This window comes from Streptomyces sp. NPDC088794 (assembly GCF_044750545.1).
GTDB lineage: Bacteria > Actinomycetota > Actinomycetes > Streptomycetales > Streptomycetaceae > Streptomyces.
Genome location: NZ_JBIVKB010000004.1, coordinates 513,793 through 530,322, shown reverse-complemented (window position 1 = coordinate 530,322; position 16,530 = coordinate 513,793). Strand labels below are relative to the sequence as shown.

At 72.0% G+C, this 16,530-nt stretch carries 11 protein-coding genes; 5 read left to right on the top strand and 6 right to left on the bottom strand.

Translation table 11 applies throughout. The features are described 5' to 3' along the window. Positions 1 to 302 precede the first annotated feature (302 nt). Entirely contained in the window at positions 303 to 2,882 is a 2,580-nt protein-coding gene (locus ACIP6U_RS14940; protein ID WP_401716676.1) for an ABC transporter permease, read from the bottom strand. Further along, positions 2,879 to 3,667 (bottom strand): ABC transporter ATP-binding protein, encoded by a 789-nt coding sequence (locus ACIP6U_RS14935; RefSeq protein ID WP_401716673.1) that lies wholly within the window; start codon positions 3,665 to 3,667, stop codon positions 2,879 to 2,881. The genes ACIP6U_RS14940 and ACIP6U_RS14935 overlap by 4 nt, the downstream gene beginning before the upstream one ends. Before the next feature lie 491 nt (positions 3,668 to 4,158). Here ACIP6U_RS14935 and ACIP6U_RS14930 point away from each other — a divergent pair, with 491 nt between their 5' ends. The 3 genes from ACIP6U_RS14930 (at position 4,159) to ACIP6U_RS14920 (ending at position 7,910) form a co-directional block, all read left to right on the top strand. After that, the gene (locus ACIP6U_RS14930; protein ID WP_401717009.1) at positions 4,159 to 5,571 is read left to right on the top strand and encodes an MFS transporter; all 1,413 of its coding nucleotides are present in this window, start codon (positions 4,159 to 4,161) and stop codon (positions 5,569 to 5,571) included. A gap of 285 nt (positions 5,572 to 5,856) precedes the next feature. After that, positions 5,857 to 6,300, top strand: coding sequence for a DUF485 domain-containing protein (locus ACIP6U_RS14925; protein ID WP_401716670.1), 444 nt, complete (start codon positions 5,857 to 5,859; stop codon positions 6,298 to 6,300). Next, positions 6,297 to 7,910, top strand: a complete 1,614-nt coding sequence (locus ACIP6U_RS14920; protein ID WP_401716667.1) for a cation acetate symporter — start codon at positions 6,297 to 6,299, stop codon at positions 7,908 to 7,910. Before ACIP6U_RS14925 ends, ACIP6U_RS14920 begins: the two co-directional genes overlap by 4 nt. A gap of 67 nt (positions 7,911 to 7,977) precedes the next feature. Here the strand turns inward: ACIP6U_RS14920 and ACIP6U_RS14915 are convergent, their stop codons facing one another. The 3 genes from ACIP6U_RS14915 to ACIP6U_RS14905 form a co-directional block, all read right to left on the bottom strand. Next, on the bottom strand, positions 7,978 to 8,865 hold the full coding sequence (locus tag ACIP6U_RS14915; protein WP_401716665.1) for a cellulose-binding protein: 888 nt from the start codon (positions 8,863 to 8,865) through the stop codon (positions 7,978 to 7,980). 245 nt (positions 8,866 to 9,110) lie between these two features. Beyond that, complete coding sequence (locus ACIP6U_RS14910) at positions 9,111 to 12,275, bottom strand: SUKH-4 family immunity protein (RefSeq protein WP_401716662.1); 3,165 nt, start codon at positions 12,273 to 12,275, stop codon at positions 9,111 to 9,113. A gap of 7 nt (positions 12,276 to 12,282) precedes the next feature. Further along, complete coding sequence (locus ACIP6U_RS14905) at positions 12,283 to 13,272, bottom strand: SMI1/KNR4 family protein (protein WP_401716660.1); 990 nt, start codon at positions 13,270 to 13,272, stop codon at positions 12,283 to 12,285. 366 nt (positions 13,273 to 13,638) lie between these two features. On the opposite strand from ACIP6U_RS14905, the gene ACIP6U_RS14900 reads away from it, so the two are divergent. Then, positions 13,639 to 14,268: a YwqJ-related putative deaminase gene (locus ACIP6U_RS14900; protein WP_401716658.1), complete on the top strand. Its 630-nt coding sequence runs from the start codon at positions 13,639 to 13,641 to the stop codon at positions 14,266 to 14,268. A 73-nt stretch (positions 14,269 to 14,341) separates the two neighbouring features. Then, complete coding sequence (locus tag ACIP6U_RS14895; RefSeq protein ID WP_401717007.1) at positions 14,342 to 14,833, top strand: SUKH-3 domain-containing protein; 492 nt, start codon at positions 14,342 to 14,344, stop codon at positions 14,831 to 14,833. Between the two features lie 270 nt (positions 14,834 to 15,103). Here ACIP6U_RS14895 and ACIP6U_RS14890 read toward each other — a convergent pair whose 3' ends face one another. Next, positions 15,104 to 16,405 carry a sensor histidine kinase gene (locus ACIP6U_RS14890; protein ID WP_401716655.1) on the bottom strand — a complete coding sequence of 434 codons (1,302 nt, stop codon included), beginning with the start codon at positions 16,403 to 16,405 and terminating at the stop codon, positions 15,104 to 15,106. Positions 16,406 to 16,530: the final 125 nt, after the last annotated feature.

Sequence of the window (16,530 nt, the reverse complement as noted above, 5' to 3'; positions counted from 1 at the left end):
GCTTCCGTCCGGGGGTGGTCCGAGGGGGGTGGGCAACACGAAGGGCCCGACACGCACAGCGGGCCGGGGGTTCTCCAGGGTACGTCGCCGGGGGCGGTGTCACTCGGCGGAGTGAATACGGCGTGCTCCGCGCAAGGGGGCCGGGGTTTCTCGCAAGGGTTCCGGATCACGGGCATGACAGCGGCCCGGCGCCGTCGAGTCCCCCAAGACTCTTCGGCGCCGGGCCCTCCCCCGCAACCCCCGTATGCGGTGGCTTTTCCCCCGTGTCCCTGTGGCCCCGTGGTTTCCGGGACCCCTGTCCCCTACTCCGTGGCGATCGCGTTCAGGACGTTCATCCGGCCTGCTCGGAACGCCGGGATCAGGGCGGCGATCAGGCCCACGAAGGCCGAGCCGGCGAAGACCGCGATGATCGTCGGCCAGGGGATGTCGAGGACCTTGAGGCCCTCCAGGGCGAGGAGTTTCTGGGCGGTGGCGCCCCAGCCCATGCCCAGACCGAGGCCGAGCAGGGCACCGAAGAGGGCGATGACGACCGACTCCAGGCGGATCATGCGGCGCAGCTGGCGGCGCGAGAGGCCGATGGCCCGCATCAGGCCGATCTCGCGGGTCCGCTCGACCACCGAGAGGGCCAGGGTGTTCACGACACCGAGGATCGCGACGATGATCGCGAGGGCCAGCAGGCCGTAGATCATGTTCAGGAGCTGGCCGATCTGGTCCTTCAGCGCCTGCTTGTAGTCGGTCTGGTCGCGCACCTTGTACTGCGGGTAGTCGTGCATCGCCGACTTCAGCGACGTGTACGCGGCGTCCTGCTGTCCGTCCTTGGCGGTGGCGAAGACCAGGCTGTCGAGCGGCATCTTGTCGGCCGGCACGTACTTGGCGAGCGTGGCGATCGACATGTACTTGGAGCCCGCGTCGATCAGACCGTCGTTGCTGGTGATGGCCCGCACCGTCATGCTGGCGGTGGCGCCGTCCTTGAAGGCCATCTTGATCTTCGAGCCGAGGTGGATGCCGTGCGCCTTGGCGAACTTCTCGTGCACGGACATCGAGTCCGGCAGATAGGCGTCCTTCAGCTTGCCCGCGACCGTCTTGACACGCAGGTCCTCCGCGTACGTCGGCGAGGCCGCCGTGACGTCGGTGTTCTTGAGCGTCTTGCCGTCCGGGGTCGTGTAGTCGGCCTCGGCCTCCTTGTACTCGCTGACCCGGGCAAGACCCGGCGTGTCCTTGACCGCCTTCACGGCCTGCGGGGTGATCAGCTGCCCGCTGTCGCTCTGGATGATGAAGTCCGTGCCGACGGTCTTGTCGAGCTGGTCCGAGGCGGAGGCCACCATGGACGAGCCGACCACCGACAGGCAGGCGACCAGCGCGAGCCCGATCATCAGGGCGGCGCCCGTGGCCCCCGTACGGCGCGGGTTGCGCAGTGCGTTGCGCTCGGCCATCCGCCCGACCGGGCCGAAGATCCGCAGCAGGACCGCGCCCAGCACCCGCACCATGCCGCCGACCAGCAGCGGGCCGATGACGACGAAGCCGATCAGGGTGAGCACCACGCCGAGGCCCAGCCAGAGCGAACCCTCGCTCGCCTTGTGCGCGGACGCGGCCACGTAGAGGCTGTAGCCGCCTCCGCCGGTCAGCAGCAGACCCAGCACGGCCCGGATCCAGCCGGCCTTGGCGTCGGCCGGAGCGCCGGCGTCGCGCAGCGCGGCCATCGGGGAGACCTTGCCGGCCCGGCGGGCGGGCAGGTACGCGGCGAAGACGGTGACGACGACACCCAGCAGGAGACCGATCGTCGGAGTCGTCCAGGCGACGGTCAGATCGCTGGTCGAGAGCTGGATCCCGAGCTTGCTCATGAGCTTCATCAGGCCGACCGCGATGCCGACGCCCGCGCCGACGCCGAGGATCGAACCGAAGACACCGAGCAGCAGCGCCTCCACCAGCACGGACCGGTTGACCTGCCCGCGGCTGGAGCCGACGGCCCGCATCAGGCCGATCTCACGGGTGCGCTGGGCGACCAGCATCGAGAAGGTGTTGATGATCAGGAAGATGCCGACGAGGAAGGCGATCCCGGCGAAGCCGAGCATCGCGTACTTCATGACGTTCATGAAGGACTCGACGTCCTTCTGGTTGGCGTCGGCGGTCTCCTTGGCGGTCTGCACCTTGTAGGCGCCGCCGAGTTCGGCGGCCACGTTCTGCTTGAGCTGCGCGTCGGTGACACCGGACGCGGCCGTGACGTTGACGTTGGTGTACACGTTCGACTCGCCGACCAGCGTCGACTGCGCGGTCTTCGTGTCGAGGTAGAAGATCGCCGCGCCGGGGTTGGTGATCTGGAAGTCGGCGATGCCGGAGATCCTGGCGTCGAAGTTGCCGACCGCGCTGATCACGCCGATCTCGTCACCGAGCTTGAGGTGGTGCTTGTCGGCGGTGTCGGCGTCGACCATGACCTGGCCGGAGCCCTTCGGCGCCGAGCCCTCGGTGATCTTCATGGTGCGGGCGTCGTTGCTGTTCCAGCTGCCGACGATGGTCGGGGCGCCGCTGGAGGGCGAGAGGTTGTCCTTCTTGTCGTCGACGACGGTGACGGAGGTGGAGAAGACGGTCCCCTCCGCCGACTTCACGCCGTCGGCCGCCTTCACCTTGGCGAGCACGGAGGTCGGCATCACCGGCGGCTTGCCGTTGCCGGAGGTCGTCTCCCCGCTGTCCGAGGCGCCCTTGGCGCTGACGGTGACATCGGAGGAGGTGGCCGCGAACAGCTTGTCGAAGGTCGTGTTCATCGTGTCGGTGAACACCAGCGTCCCGCACACGAACGCGACCGACAGCAGCACGGCGACCGCCGAGAGGGCCATCCGGCCCTTGTGCGCGAAGAAGTTGCGCATCGAGGTCTTGAGCACGGTCATGACGTACGCCCCCGGGCGTCGAAGTCCTTCATGCGGTCCAGGACGGCCTCGGCGGTCGGCTTGTACATCTCGTCGACGATCCGGCCGTCGGCGAGGTACAGCACGCGGTCCGCGTAGGAGGCGGCGACCGGGTCGTGGGTGACGATGACGATGGTCTGGCCGAGCTCGTCGACGGAGCGCCGCAGGAAGCCCAACACCTCCGCTCCGGCACGGGAGTCGAGGTTTCCGGTCGGCTCGTCGCCGAAGATGATCTCGGGCCGGGCGGCCAGGGCGCGGGCCACGGCGACGCGCTGCTGCTGACCGCCGGAGAGCTGCGAGGGCCGGTGCCTGAGCCGGTCGCTCAGACCCACGGTGTCGACCACCTGCGCCAGCCACTGCTTGTCGGGCTTGCGGCCCGCGATGTCCATCGGGAGCGTGATGTTCTCGATCGCGTTCAGCGTCGGCAGCAGGTTGAAGGCCTGGAAGATGAACCCGATCCGGTCCCGGCGCAGCCGCGTGAGCTTCTTGTCCTTCAGCCCGGTGATCTCGGTCTCGTCGAGGTAGATCTGTCCGCCGGTGACGTTGTCGAGCCCGGCGAGGCAGTGCATCAGCGTGGACTTGCCGGAGCCCGAGGGCCCCATGATCGCGGTGAACTGGCCCCGCGCGATGTCCACGTCGACGTGGTCGAGGGCGACGACCCGGGTCTCCCCGGACCCGTACGCCTTGACGACCTGGCGAGCCCTGGCGGCAACGGCCGTACGCCCTCCAGTGCCCCCGTGCCTGGGAATGGTTACGGCCGAAGTCATGGTTTGTCTCCTATATCGGGCTGCCACTGTGTCCGGCAGCCTGCGAACGAGCGGTTCGAAGCGGTATGTCGAAGAGTCTGTCGTCGGAGAGGGGTCCGGCGCGCTGGTGCCCAGCACCCTCTTGTACGGGGGAAAACCCCACCCCCGCCGGTTCGGTCAACCGCCCCCCGACGGCGTAAAGCCAGGTTAAGGACGCGACCGGCCCCCTCTCCTCCTCCACGGGTACGAACCGTCACCGAGCCGTATTGGGGAGAGACCCCTAGGGGCTGTCCACCGCCGGGTGGAGTCGGTCTCAGGGTCCGGTCCATCCACCGGTCCGCCCGACCTTGCACCCTCCCGCGACGTCAGGGTCAAGTGGGAAGCTGTCCGACGGCAGATAGATGCAAGGGGAAAGGAATCACGTGGACCAGGGGGACACGGACATACGGGCTTCGGTGGCCGGCCAGCCCGCGCAGGACACGCGCAGACGAGGCGCCGTCGTCGCCGCGCTGATGCTCGCCATGGCCCTCGCGGCCCTCGACTCCACGATCGTCTCGACCGCCGTCCCGCAGATCGTCGGCGACCTCGGCGGCTTCACCTACTTCTCCTGGCTCTTCTCCGGCTATCTGCTCGCGGTGACGGTGACGCTCCCGGTCTACGGCAAGCTCTCGGACACCTTCGGCCGCAAGCCGGTGCTGATCGTGGGCGCGGCCCTCTTCCTGCTCGGTTCGCTGCTGTGCGCGGCGGCCTGGAACATGGCCGCGCTGATCGCGTTCCGTATCGTCCAGGGCCTGGGCGGCGGGGCGTTGCAGGGCACGGTCCAGACGCTGGCGGCCGACCTCTACCCGCTCAAGGACCGCCCCAAGATCCAGTCCAAGCTCTCCACGGTCTGGGCGGTGTCGGCGGTCGCGGGCCCCGGCATCGGCGGACTGCTCGCGGCCTACGCCGGCTGGCGCTGGATCTTCCTGGTCAACCTCCCGGTCGGCGCGGTGGCGTTGTGGCTGATCGTCCGTCATCTGCACGAACCCGCACGGGAGTCGGTCCGGCGCCCGCGGGTGGACTGGGCGGGCGCGCTGGCGGTGTTCGCGTGCGGCGGCGTCCTGATCACGGCGCTGGTGCAGGGCGGGGTGGCCTGGCCGTGGCTGTCGGCGCCGTCAATGGCCTTGTTCGGTACGGGACTCGCGCTGGTCGCCGTCGTGGTCCTGGTCGAGCGCCGGGCGGCCGAGCCGATCATCCCCGGGTGGGTGTGGCGGCGCCGCACGATCGCGGCCGTCAATCTCGCCCTGGGCGCACTGGGGTTGCTCATGGTCGCGCCGACGGTGTTCCTGCCGACGTACGCGCAGTCGGTGCTCGGGCTCGCGCCGGTGGCCGCCGGATTCGTGCTGTCCGTCTGGACGTTGACCTGGCCGGTGTCGGCGGCGCTGAGCCAGCACGTGTACCGGCGGATCGGTTTCCGCAACACCGCGATGATCGGCATCGGCACGGCGACGCTGGTCCTCTTCGCGTTCCCCTTCCTCCCCTACCCGGGCTCGGCCTGGCAGCCGACCCTCCTGATGCTTCTGCTCGGCGCGGCCCTGGGACTGTTCCAACTCCCGCTGATCGTGGGCGTCCAGTCGACCGTCGGCTGGTCGGAGCGCGGTACGACGACGGCCTCGGTCCTCTTCTGCCGGCAGACCGGCCAGACCATCGGCGCCTCGGTCTTCGGCGCGATCGCCAACGGGGTGCTGGCCGCACGGCTCGGCGGCGCGAGCGACCTGGACTCGGTGACGCGGGGCCTGGACGCGGGCGCGGTCCCGGAGGCGACACGGCGGGCGGTCGCGGACGCGGTGCACGCGGTGTATCTGGGCGCGGGCGGTGCGGCGGCACTCGCGTTCCTGGTGCTGCTGTTCATGGCGCCGAGGCGGTTTCCGGTACTGAAGGAGTGAGGGTCCGGGGGCGACCCGGCGGCGAAGAAGGGGACGGATACGGAGGGCCTGTAAAGGTCTCAGGGCGCCCAAAGGTATGAGTTAACGCGGGTAACACCGCAGGTCAGCGAAGTAAGCGCGTACCGACCAATCAGTTTGGTGAAACCCTCGCGCATCGCGGGTACCGACGAGTAGCGTGCGTGGCTCCGCCCGCTCCCCACCCCGCTCACCTCCCTACGCCCCACTCCCTCCGCCCACCTCCCTGCGGTCCGCCGCCACGGACCCGAGCCACGCAAGGAGACCGGGATGTCCTACGACCCGTCCCCGTCGCATCCGCCTTATCCCCGGCACGACTCGTCCCCGTCCTACGACGCCACGTACCCCTGGCAGCCGCCCCTCGACCCGCCCGAACCCGCCAGGCGGCGCCGCCCCGAGCGCCCGCCGCTCGGGCACCACAGCGATCTGCGGGTGCTGCGCAGCGCGTACCGCTGGCAGCGGCGCACCGCGAGTCTGGCCGCGCTCGGCTACTTCACGCTCTTCCTGATCCTGTCGGCCTTCGCGCCCTCGGTCATGACGAGCACCGTCACCGACGGCCTGCCGACCGGGCTGCTGCTCGCGCTGCTCCAGATCCCGGTGACCTGGCTGGCGATCGTGCTGTACGAGCGCACGGCCCGCCGGTACGTCGACCCCATCGCGGACCGCATCCGCAAGGAGTCCGCGCTGGACGCCAAGCGGGAGGCGGCCCGATGACCGACGGTTTCAGCGGGAACGCGCAGGCCATGTCCCTGGTCGCGTTCACCGCCATCGCCACGATCACGCTGCTGCTGTGCGTGATGACCGGCCCGGACCGCGACGACCTCGACGAGTTCTACACCGGCTACGGCTCCCTCTCCCCGCTGCGCAACGGCCTCGCGATCGCCGGCGACTACATCTCCGCGGCGAGCGTGCTGGGCACCGGCGGTGTCATCGCGCTCTGCGGCTACGACGGGATCGTGCTCGCCCTCAGCACCGCGCTGTCGCTGATGCTGCTGATGTTCCTGCTGGCCGAACCCCTGCGGAACGCGGGGCGGTTCACGATGGGCGACGCGCTCGCGCGGCGGATGCCGGGGCGGGGCGTGCGGATGACGGCGTGCGTGGTGACCATCGCCGCGCTGCTGCCGCTGATGCTGGTCCAACTCGCGGGCACGGGACAGTTGTTGGCGTTCATCCTCGGCTTCTCCGGCGATTCCCTGAAGACCGCGTGCATCATCGGGCTGGGCGCGCTGATGATCAGTTACGCGGCGATCGGCGGGATGAAGGGCACCGCGCTCATCCAGATCCTGAAGATCGTGATGCTGCTCGGGTCCGGGGCCGTGATCGCCGTACTCGTGCTGAAGCGGTTCGACTGGAATCCCGGCACGCTCTTCGACGCGGCCGCCGCGCAGAGCGGGGTGGGCTCGTCGTTCCTGCACTCGGGGCTCCAGTTCGCGGGCGGTTCCCAGCCCCGACTGGACATGATCGTCTCGCAGTTGACGGTCGTCCTGGGCGGAGCCGTTCTGCCGCACATCACCATGCGCATGTACACCGCCTCCAGCGCGCGGCAGGTACGGCGGTCGATGTCGTGGGCGGTGTCGGCGGTGGTGCTGTTCGTGCTCGTCGTCACGGTGGTCGGGTTCGGCGCGACGGCGCTCATCGGACGCGCCGCGATCGCGCAGGCGGACCCGCAGGGCAACACGGCCTATCTGCTGGGCTCACGCGCGGCCTTCGGCCCGGACGTCTCCACCGCGGAAACGTTCCTGTTCACCACGGTCACGGCGGCGATCTTCCTGACGCTCCTCGCCTCCGTCGCCGGCATGATCCTCGCCTGCGCCAACTCCCTCGCCCACGACGTGTTCGCCGCGCGCGCACGGGAGATGACGACCCGCCGGGAGATGACGCTGGCCCGGATGTCGGCGCTGGCGGTGGGCGTCCCGGCGATCCTGCTGGCCACGCTGGTCCAACACCGCAGCCTGCAACCCCTGGTGACCCTGTCCTTCTGCCTCGGCGCCTCCGCGATCGCGCCCGCCCTGGTCTACAGCCTCTTCTGGCGCCGCTACACCCGAACGGGCCTGCTCTGCACGCTGATCGGCGGCACCACGGCGGTCCTGCTCCTGATGCCGGGCACCAACCTGGTCTCGGGCTCCCCCACTTCGGCGTTCCCGGAATTCGACATCAACTGGTTCCCGTTCACGACGACAGGCCTGGTCACCATCCCCCTCGGCTTCGCCTTCGGCTGGCTGGGCTCGGTCCTGTCCGGACGGCGCACGGCGGAGGAGGAACGCCGACAGTACGAGGCGGTGGAGGGGTGGATCCTGGCGGGGGCTGTACGGAGGGGTGGCTGACGCGCCCTTGACGCCGAGGACCGCGTCCGCGCCCGGCACGCCCCCCCACGCCGCCCTCAGCGTCCCGTCACTCCCCCGACGCCGAACCCGTCAATGCCGTGAGGCTGCTGCGTACGTAGTCCATCTGGGCCTGTACGTCGTCCCAGCGCTCGCCGTGTTCGCGCAGGACGCGCTCCGTCTCGCGGGCGGCGCGTTCCTCGCGGGCACGGGCCTCGGCGAGGATCTCGGCGGCGCGGGTGTGGGCCTCCTCCTGGCAGCGGCGGGCCGACTCCTCGGCCTCCGCGAACGCCCGCTTCGCCTCGGAGAGCGACGCCTCGGCGCGGGCCACCCGTTCGGCCTCGCCCGCGTCCAGGCCGGCCTCGCGCTCGGCCGCCTCGCGCTCCGCCTCGGCCCACCGTTCGTCCTGCTCCTTGGTCTGCTCGGCGAGCATTCCGGCGGTGCGCAGACGCACTTCGCGGAGCGCGGCGAGGGCCTCACCACGCCCCTCCTTCACCTCGCGCCGGGCGGAGATCCGGATCTCGTCGGCCTCGGCCTGCCCGGCGAGCAGCCGGTGGCGGGCCCGTTCGTCGGCCTCGGCGCGTACGTCGTCGGCGTGCGCCCGGGCCGCGTCGTGCACGCCGGTCGCGTACTCCTGCGCCTCGTCCAGGAGGCGCCGCGCCTCCTGGCGTGCGCCCTCCCGTACGGCCGCGCCCTCCTCCTGCCCGAGCTCGAACAGGCGCCGCGCGCGCTCCCCGAGGGTCTCGTAGGTCTGCGGCGCGAGCTGTGCCACGGTCTCCCGCAGCCGGGCCGTCTCCTCCTCCATCTCCCGGGCGAGCACGGTGAGCCGGGCGGCCCGCTCCCACGCCGCGTCCCGGTCGCGAGAGATCGCGACCGCGTACGCGTCGACCTGTTCGGGGCGGTAACCGCGCCCTCGTACGGCCACGAAACCGTGGGTCGGGACCGCTGCGCTGCTCATCCTGGAACCCCTCTCCGCCGAACGGACGCGAAATGATGATTTCCCGCACATCCTGAGGTATCGGACGGAAGTGTTCATAACGCGACACTCCGCGCACAGGTAACGGTCAGTACGCGTACGTACCCGAACAGGGACAGAAACGGGACGAGGGCGGAGACGGGGACGGGGACGGGGAAACGCAAAGGGGCCGGGGCGGTCGCTGTGACCGGCCCGGCCCCTCGGCCTCGCTCAGTGGCGGCGGTGCCTCACAGCAGTCCGTCCCACATCTGCTCCAGCAGGACCGACCACCAGCTCTCCGGCGATCCGAGCGACGCCGGGTCGAGGGAGGCCAGCTGGGCCTGGAAGTCGACGGTCCAGCGGCCCGCCTGCTCCTGGTTCAGCCCGTACCGCAGCCGCCACATCCGCCCGAGCAGCCCGAGACAGCGCTGGAACTCGGGCAGACCCGTGTTCACGAACTGCGGCGGCACGGACCCTCCACCGGGTCCCGCCTCCACGGGGACCGCCACGATGTTGGCCGTCCCGTACTGCACGCAGATCGCCTTGCCGAAGTCGCTGCCCATCACGAGGTACGAGCCCGCGTCCGGCGCCGGCCGCACCCCGCGCTCCTGCGCCAGCTCGGCCAGCGTCGGCACCGGCCGCCCCGGCTGGGCCTGCGCCCAGAAGAACGGGCCCAGGTCCATCGGCAGCCCCGCCGCGACCAGCGAGTGCGCCACGACCGGCGGTACGCCCTGCCGGGACACGGCCGCCTGCTCGAACCGGAACACCCCCGGCCCGAACGCCGCCGCCAGCTCCTGCGCGATCGCCTCCGGCGGGATCGGCGGCGCCGACTGCACCGGCGGCAACGGCGCACGCACCGGCGCCGGGCGCGCGGGACCGTCGGCGACCTGGTGCAACTCGCCCTGGTGCGCGAGCAGTTGGTGCATGCCCTGCTGCCGGCTCGCGTGATCCGTGCCGTACGGGGCGATGCTCGCGATCCGTGCCTGCGGCCACTGTTCCCGGATCATCCGCGCGCAGTACGCGCCCGGCAGCTCGCAGGACTCCAACTCCGTGTGCAGTTCCAGCACTTGGTCCGGCGGCACGTTCATACCGCGCAGCTCGTGGAAGATCTGCCACTCCGGGTGCGGGGTGCCCGGCGCCGAACGCCGGATCACCTGCTGCTCGGAGCCGTCCTGCGCGCGGTAGCGCAGCACGGCCTGGTAGCCGGGGCCCACGGTCGGCTGCCCCTGCGGCTGCGGATAGCCGTACGCCGGGGGCTGACCGGGCGCCTGCCCGGCCGGAGGCATCGGCGGCTGGGGAGCGCCGGGCGGCACACCGAGCGCGCCGGGAGCCTGCGGCGGCGGAGGCGCGCCGGGTCCGCCGACGGGCGGCGCCGACAACACGGTCTCCGCGTGATGCACGGCACCTCGCGCGCCCCCTGCGGAGCCCTGCGGACCGGGCCCACCGGGCATGCCGGGGGCACCGGGGAACGCGGGTGCGCCGGAACCACCGGGAGCACCAGGACTGCCTGGAGCGCCGGGAGCGCCGGGTGCGCCGGGTGAATGCGGTACGCCAGGGGCTCCGGGCATGCCCGGGGCGCCCGGACCTCCGTGCGCGCCGGGCGAGTTCGGGGCACCAGGAGCGCCCGGGGGCTGCGGTACGCCCCCGCCGGGGCCTGGCCGACCGGGGTCGGCGAACATCGTGGCGGCCTGGTGGACACCACCGGGCGGGGTGCCGCCGGGCGGGTTCGGCGCACCGGGCGGGTGAGGGGCGCCCGGAGCCTGCGGCGCGCCGGACGGACCGGGCGCACCCGGACCACCCTGCGCTGCCCCCGGCCCCTCGGGACCGAGCGACGACACCATCTGCGTCGGAACGTACCCACCGGCCGGCGCACCGGGTCCCGGCGCGGGCGGCGGAGGCGTACTCCCCGGCCGCGCGCCCGGCGTCCCGGGGGCGCTGGGCGGAGGCGGCGGGTTGCTCCCCGCACCCCGCGCACGCCGCGGCGGAGGCCCGGCCTTGCTCGTCGCGGCATCCGCGATGTCCCCGGCATCCGGAGGCGCGACAGGCGCCGCCGGCACACCGGGCCCGGCGGGCGGCTGCGGCGCACCGGGAGCACCCTGCGGATAACCGTAAGAAGAACCACCCGGCCCAGCCGGCGACCCCGGAGCACTCGGCGCACCCGGCGCACCAGGACCGGCCGGCGCCTGCGAGGCACCCGGACCGCCCTGCGGATAACCGTAAGAAGAACCCCCCGGCCCGGCCGGCGTCCCCGGAGCACTCGGTGCACTCGGCGCACCAGGACCGGCCGGCGCCTGCGAGGCACCCGGACCGCCCTGCGGATAGCCGTAGGAGGAACCACCCGGCCCAGCCGACGGAGTCCCCGGCGCGCCAGAACCGCCCGACGACTGCGGCGCACTTGGCGCGCCCAGCGGATAGCCGTAAGAAGACGCACCCGACCCGGACTGCGAAGTCCCCTGCGCGCCAGGCGAGTTGGGGGCGCCCTGCGGGAAGCCGTAGGAGGAACCGCTCTGCGCGGGCGGTGGCGTCCCGGGCGCTCCGGGACCGGCCGCGCCCTGCGGATACCCGTACGACGACCCGGCCGGCGGAGCCGACGGCGGCGGCGTCGCTCCCCGCCCGCCGGCCGCTCCCGACGCACCCGGCCGAACCGAACCGTCAAGTGCCCGTTCCTCCGCCGTCGGTGGCAGCTGGCTGCCGCCCGACATCAGCGCGGTCTGGGCGTCGGGAGGCGTGTCGTTCGAGTCGCTCAACGGCGGTGCGAAGACCGTCGCCGGCAGCGGTACCGAACGGTCCTCGCCACCATCGGCGTTGGTGTCGGTCCCGGCCCAGGGAGTACCCCCGTCGGGCACCCCCGCACCGCCGCCGGCCTCGGGCCACCCCGAGCCGCCGGACGCACCCGGCCCGACAGGCGCCTGCGGAGCGGGAGTCGACCCCGCCGGAACCCCCGCCTGTGTCTCGGGCAACGCCCCTCCACCGGAAGCCGCGCCCGAAGCAGCACCGGCACTCGCCGCAGAACCGCCGGAGGTACCCCGTCGGTCCTGGATCCCCAGCTTGTCCGCCGCCTCCTGCAACCACTCCGGCGGGCTCAGCAGGAAGGACGTCTGGTTCAGATCCACTCGCGCCGAAGCCGCCGGCACGGCGTCCGTGGGCTCCTCCGGGCGGCCGTACTCCTCCTCGTAGCGGCGGACGACCTCGCCCACCGGCAGCGCGGGCCACAGGGTGGCCTCGCCGCTGTCCCGGGCGATCACCAGCCGCTGCGCGCCGCCGTCCGAACGCGGTCCGTCGGCGCGGTCCTCGGCCCACACCACGAAGCCGAGCTCGAACTCCCGTACCCGCACCTCGCGATGCTGGTACGCCGGCAGATCGCCGTTGATCCATTCCTCCGCGCGCTCCTGCGCCTGCGCGAACGTCACCATCGAGAAGTCACTCCCCCACCGAAGCCGCCGTCGGCACCGCCTGCGCGAAACCGCCGTCCACCATCAGGTTCGCCACGGTCTCCAACTCCGGCGGAGAGCCCGCGAGTCGGGAGAGGAACGTGTCGAAGTCGTCGCCGCACGGCAGCAGCAGCCGCGCCACGCGGTCGGCCGGCGGCCACGAGGGATCGACGTCGCGGGCGTCGTCGTAGGCGCAGAACCAGACCGAACCGATCCGTTCGCCCTTCACCTTCACCGCGAGCAGGCCGCCTTGGACGAAGGCGACGCACAGGTAGTCCTTGGTGAGATGGTCGCGCAGGCACTTGTTCACGTAGACGAGGTCGTTGACCGCCGCCTCCTCGCGGACCGTGAAGAAGGGCTGGTCGATCAGCAGGCCGAGGTCGGCGTCGAGCGCCGTGCCCACCGGCGCGCAGCCGCCCGCCGCCTTCAGGAACGAGCGGTAGGCGCCCGGCAGCCGGTAGCCGAGGTCCTCCTCGACGCCCTGCACCTGCGCCTCCGTCACCGCCACCCCCGACTTCGGCAGCCCGAAGTGGGTGGGGCGGGTCTCCTGGAGCGGGCGCGTGCCGCGCTTGTTCTGGTCGACGTTGCCCGTGGCGATGCCGCCGTGGTGCCGCAGCAGCGCCTTCACCTCGACCGGGACCAGTTCGAGGCGTCGGCCGCCGCGCACGTGGTGCCAGGTCCAGCCGTGCGGGGTGGCCACCGCGGGCACCGTGTCCCACAGTTCGTGTCCGGAGGCGGCCAGGGCCGCGTTCGCCGACACGTAGTCCGTCAGGCGCAGTTCGTCGACCCCGAATCCCTCCGGGGGATCGGCGATCTCCGCAGCGGCACGCGCGTAGGCGGAGAAGTCGGGGTATCCGTGCTCGTCCACCCGCACCCCCCTGGGGTGACGGGCCGCCCGGACCGGATCCGGGAAATGCACGACCTGCCCGGCGTAGGCCGCGTTCGGTGGCGCGGCTTGCCCGAGCCGACCTGTCGTCATGGCGGTTGCCCCCTGCGGCACTCTGTACGGCGCGCGATGACCGGTCCGGCCGTCCATTACGCCCCGTATCGACTGTCTCGTCCGTCTCGACGTCCGTCTGGACTTCCGTCTCGACCTCACCGCGCCCGAACCGCGCGCCGACCGCCGTGTGGCACCGGGCGTCGACCGCACGGACGCGGTGCGGACAGCCTATGCGGTACGACCGCACCGGTCACCGGGCGCCGGTCAGCCGCCCTCCGCTTCCGTGACCGGCCGTCACAGCGCCGTGACTGCCCGCCCAAACCCGGGCGTGTCGTGTGGCCCCAGCTTCCGCACCAGCCACGGAATTTGGCACTCTGTGTGCTCCGGGGGGATGCTCGGGAGGGGATGACGATCATGAACGCGACACAGACGGGTCCGCATACGGACCCCGGCGGGAGACCGTCCGGCGGTTCCGGGACCGGCCGGGCGGGCGACTTTCGCGGTGGTGCGTACGGGGACCGGCACGGTGACGCGTACGGCGATCCGCGCACCGGCGGGTCCGGCGATCCGCGGGTCGGCTGGAGCGCCGAGGCCGACCACACGCCCGCCCTCCACCACCGGCGTGACGGCATACTCCCGACCGTCGCCGCCGCGCTCTCGGTCCGCGGCGCCACCCTCACCGGCACGGCCGCCCGGGGCGATCAGCCGCCGGAGCTGCACCCGCTCGTCCAGGACTTCCTGGACACCCTCACCAGCGCCCAGCGCGACCGTTTCACCGGCCGGTGCGCCGAGACGATCCTGATCTCCCGGCACATATCCGCCGTCGACGCCGAACGCAGCAAGCGCGCCTCCCGCAAGCCGCTGACCAACGGCGAGGCCCGGCGGGCCCTGAAGCAGTCCAAGCTCACCGCGCGCCGCATCCGCGAGGACGGTGACCCCCTGCACGGCAGCTTCGCCGCCCCGTGCCGCGCGTGCGCCGCGCTCAGCGCGCATTTCGGCGTCCGCGTCGTCGACCCGGCGGCGGCCGACGACTGACCCCTCTCTCCCTCACCCCCCGCACCACGGCGCCCGTCGGCGCCCACCCATGACCTCGACGAACGAAGGGCAGATGCACGCCGACCGCACCTCCACGAGATTCGCCGTCCCCCTCGACGCAGCGCTGCGCGCAGCGGGGTGGCAGCCCGGGCGCTGGGACATAAAACAGGCCGAGTTCTGGGCCGACGCCCTGCGCGAGCACGAGTCGCCGGGCGGCCATCGCCACGCCGTCTTCCCGGCCGCGGTCGAGGCCTGGGCGGAGTTCGGCGGCCTGCACATCAAGCCGACGGGGCCCGGCCGCCAGATCGCCCCCGCCGCGCTCCACCTCGACCCGCTGCACGGCCTCCACATGGCCCGCACCCTCGGCGACCTCGGCCGCGCCCTCGACACCGAGGTCACCCCCCTGGGCACCGAGACGGACACCCAGGCCCTCCTGGCCATGGACATGGAAGGCCGCGTCTACGCCCTGGACCACACCGGCGACTGGTACCTGGGCCTCACGATCGACCAGGCCTTGACGACCCTGGTGACGGGGATAGACCCCCCACGTCTGACGACGGGCTGACGGTCAGCGGGCCCCGATCCGGACGGCACTGCGAATCGCCGGCCCTGCAACGCCCCCAGGAACGCCGGGAACTGTGGAATCGCCGGCCCGCAACGCCCCCAGGAACGCCGGGAACTGTGGAATCGCCGGCCCCACAACGCCCCCAGGAATGCCGGGAACTGTGGAATCGCCGGCCCCACAACGCCTCAGGGGCGCGGGGAACTGCGCGACCAGCCCCCACGAACCCGCAGCCGCCCGACAACCGAAACCGCGCACCCCCGAGGGCGACCGCTACGCCGGAATAACAGCCGAAACCCGATAGCCCCCGGCATCCGTGGGCCCGGACACAAAAACACCGCCCAGAGCAGTCACCCGCTCCTTCATGCCGACCAACCCGTTACCGCCGGAAGGCAACCGCGCCGAGGAGGCCGACGAGACCTCCGGCGGAGACTCGTTCTCGACCTGCATGGCGATCTCGGAAACCCGGTGGGCCAAGCGGACATGCGTCTTCGCACCGGCCGCATGCTTGTGGACGTTCGTCAGGGCTTCCTGCACGACCCGATACGCGGTCTCCTCGACCTCCGCCGCGTAGAGCCGGACATCGCCCTCCACCGACAGATCCACGACCATCCCCGCCGCGGCCGACTGCCCGATCAGTTCGTCCAGTTCCTCAAGACAGGGCCCCTCACCGTCGTCCGCGAAGCGCGACGCGGCCACCGCGGCCGCGACCCCCACCGCCGCCAACGGCACCGCCGGTTCCGGTCGCCGGGAACCCTCCCCGCTGCGCAGCACGCCGAGCATCTCGCGGAGTTCGGTGAGCGCCTGGCGGCCCATGTCGCCGACGAGCACGGCGTTCCTGACGGCCTTCTCCGGGTCCTTCCGCGCCACCGCCTGGAGGGCCGCCGCGTGCACGACCATCAGGCTCACCCGGTGCGCGACGACGTCGTGCATGTCCCGCGCGATCCGGGTCCGCTCCTCGTTGCGGGCCCACTCGGCCCGCTCCTCCGCCCGCTCGGCCAGCAGCTGCAACTCGCGCTCGAGGCTGTCCGCCCGCTCCCGCAGGCTCTCCATCAGCCGTCGCCGCGCCCCGACGTACAGCCCGAGCAGCAGCGGCGGCGCGGTCATCCCGATCGCGGTGGTGATGGCGGCGAACGGCACGAACCAGTCGCCGAGGTCCAGGTCCCCCCGCGCCATGTCCTGGCGGACCCGCACGAACATCACGATCAGCATCCCGACCAGCGACATCCCGGCCAGCGAGGCGATGATCCGGCGCGGCAGCTCCGAGGCGGCCAGCGTGTAGAGGCCGACGATGCCCATCAGGTAGCCCATCTGGGCCGGTGTGATCGCGATCGCCACCAGCACGACGGCGATCGGCCACTTCCGCCGGAACAGCAGCGCCGAACCGGCCAGCACCCCGAACACGATCCCCGCGGCGAGCGGGATCCCCGCGTCCCGCGCGAAGTGGATCCCCTCGAACGCACACTCCACCGCGGACGCCGCGGCCAGCCCGACGTCCAGTACGGCACTGCGCCACCTGGTCCACCACCACGGCCCTCCCCGGCCCGTGGTGTGTTCTTCCCCCGTCGTGGTCATGCCTCCAGCCTACGGGCGCCACCGCTCGCTTTTCCGGTGAGTTTCGACGACCGGGTGGACGATCCGGTGGGCGACCCGGTACGGACGAAGACCCGTCGCGTCGAGGGCGGTCGGTACGGCATAGT

What these genes read in the sequence shown, in the direction of transcription:
- ACIP6U_RS14915 (WP_401716665.1), bottom strand. Translation starts at nt 8,865, where the DNA reads ATGAGCAGCGCAGCGGTCCCGACCCACGGTTTCGTGGCCGTACGAGGG.
- ACIP6U_RS14935 (WP_401716673.1), bottom strand. Translation starts at nt 3,667, where the DNA reads ATGACTTCGGCCGTAACCATTCCCAGGCACGGGGGCACTGGAGGGCGT.
- ACIP6U_RS14940 (WP_401716676.1), bottom strand. Translation starts at nt 2,882, where the DNA reads ATGACCGTGCTCAAGACCTCGATGCGCAACTTCTTCGCGCACAAGGGC.
- ACIP6U_RS14930 (WP_401717009.1), top strand. Translation starts at nt 4,159, where the DNA reads ATGCTCGCCATGGCCCTCGCGGCCCTCGACTCCACGATCGTCTCGACC.
- ACIP6U_RS14910 (WP_401716662.1), bottom strand. Translation starts at nt 12,275, where the DNA reads ATGGTGACGTTCGCGCAGGCGCAGGAGCGCGCGGAGGAATGGATCAAC.
- ACIP6U_RS14895 (WP_401717007.1), top strand. Translation starts at nt 14,342, where the DNA reads ATGCACGCCGACCGCACCTCCACGAGATTCGCCGTCCCCCTCGACGCA.
- ACIP6U_RS14925 (WP_401716670.1), top strand. Translation starts at nt 5,857, where the DNA reads ATGTCCTACGACCCGTCCCCGTCGCATCCGCCTTATCCCCGGCACGAC.
- ACIP6U_RS14905 (WP_401716660.1), bottom strand. Translation starts at nt 13,272, where the DNA reads ATGACGACAGGTCGGCTCGGGCAAGCCGCGCCACCGAACGCGGCCTAC.
- ACIP6U_RS14900 (WP_401716658.1), top strand. Translation starts at nt 13,639, where the DNA reads ATGACGATCATGAACGCGACACAGACGGGTCCGCATACGGACCCCGGC.
- ACIP6U_RS14920 (WP_401716667.1), top strand. Translation starts at nt 6,297, where the DNA reads ATGACCGACGGTTTCAGCGGGAACGCGCAGGCCATGTCCCTGGTCGCG.
- ACIP6U_RS14890 (WP_401716655.1), bottom strand. Translation starts at nt 16,405, where the DNA reads ATGACCACGACGGGGGAAGAACACACCACGGGCCGGGGAGGGCCGTGG.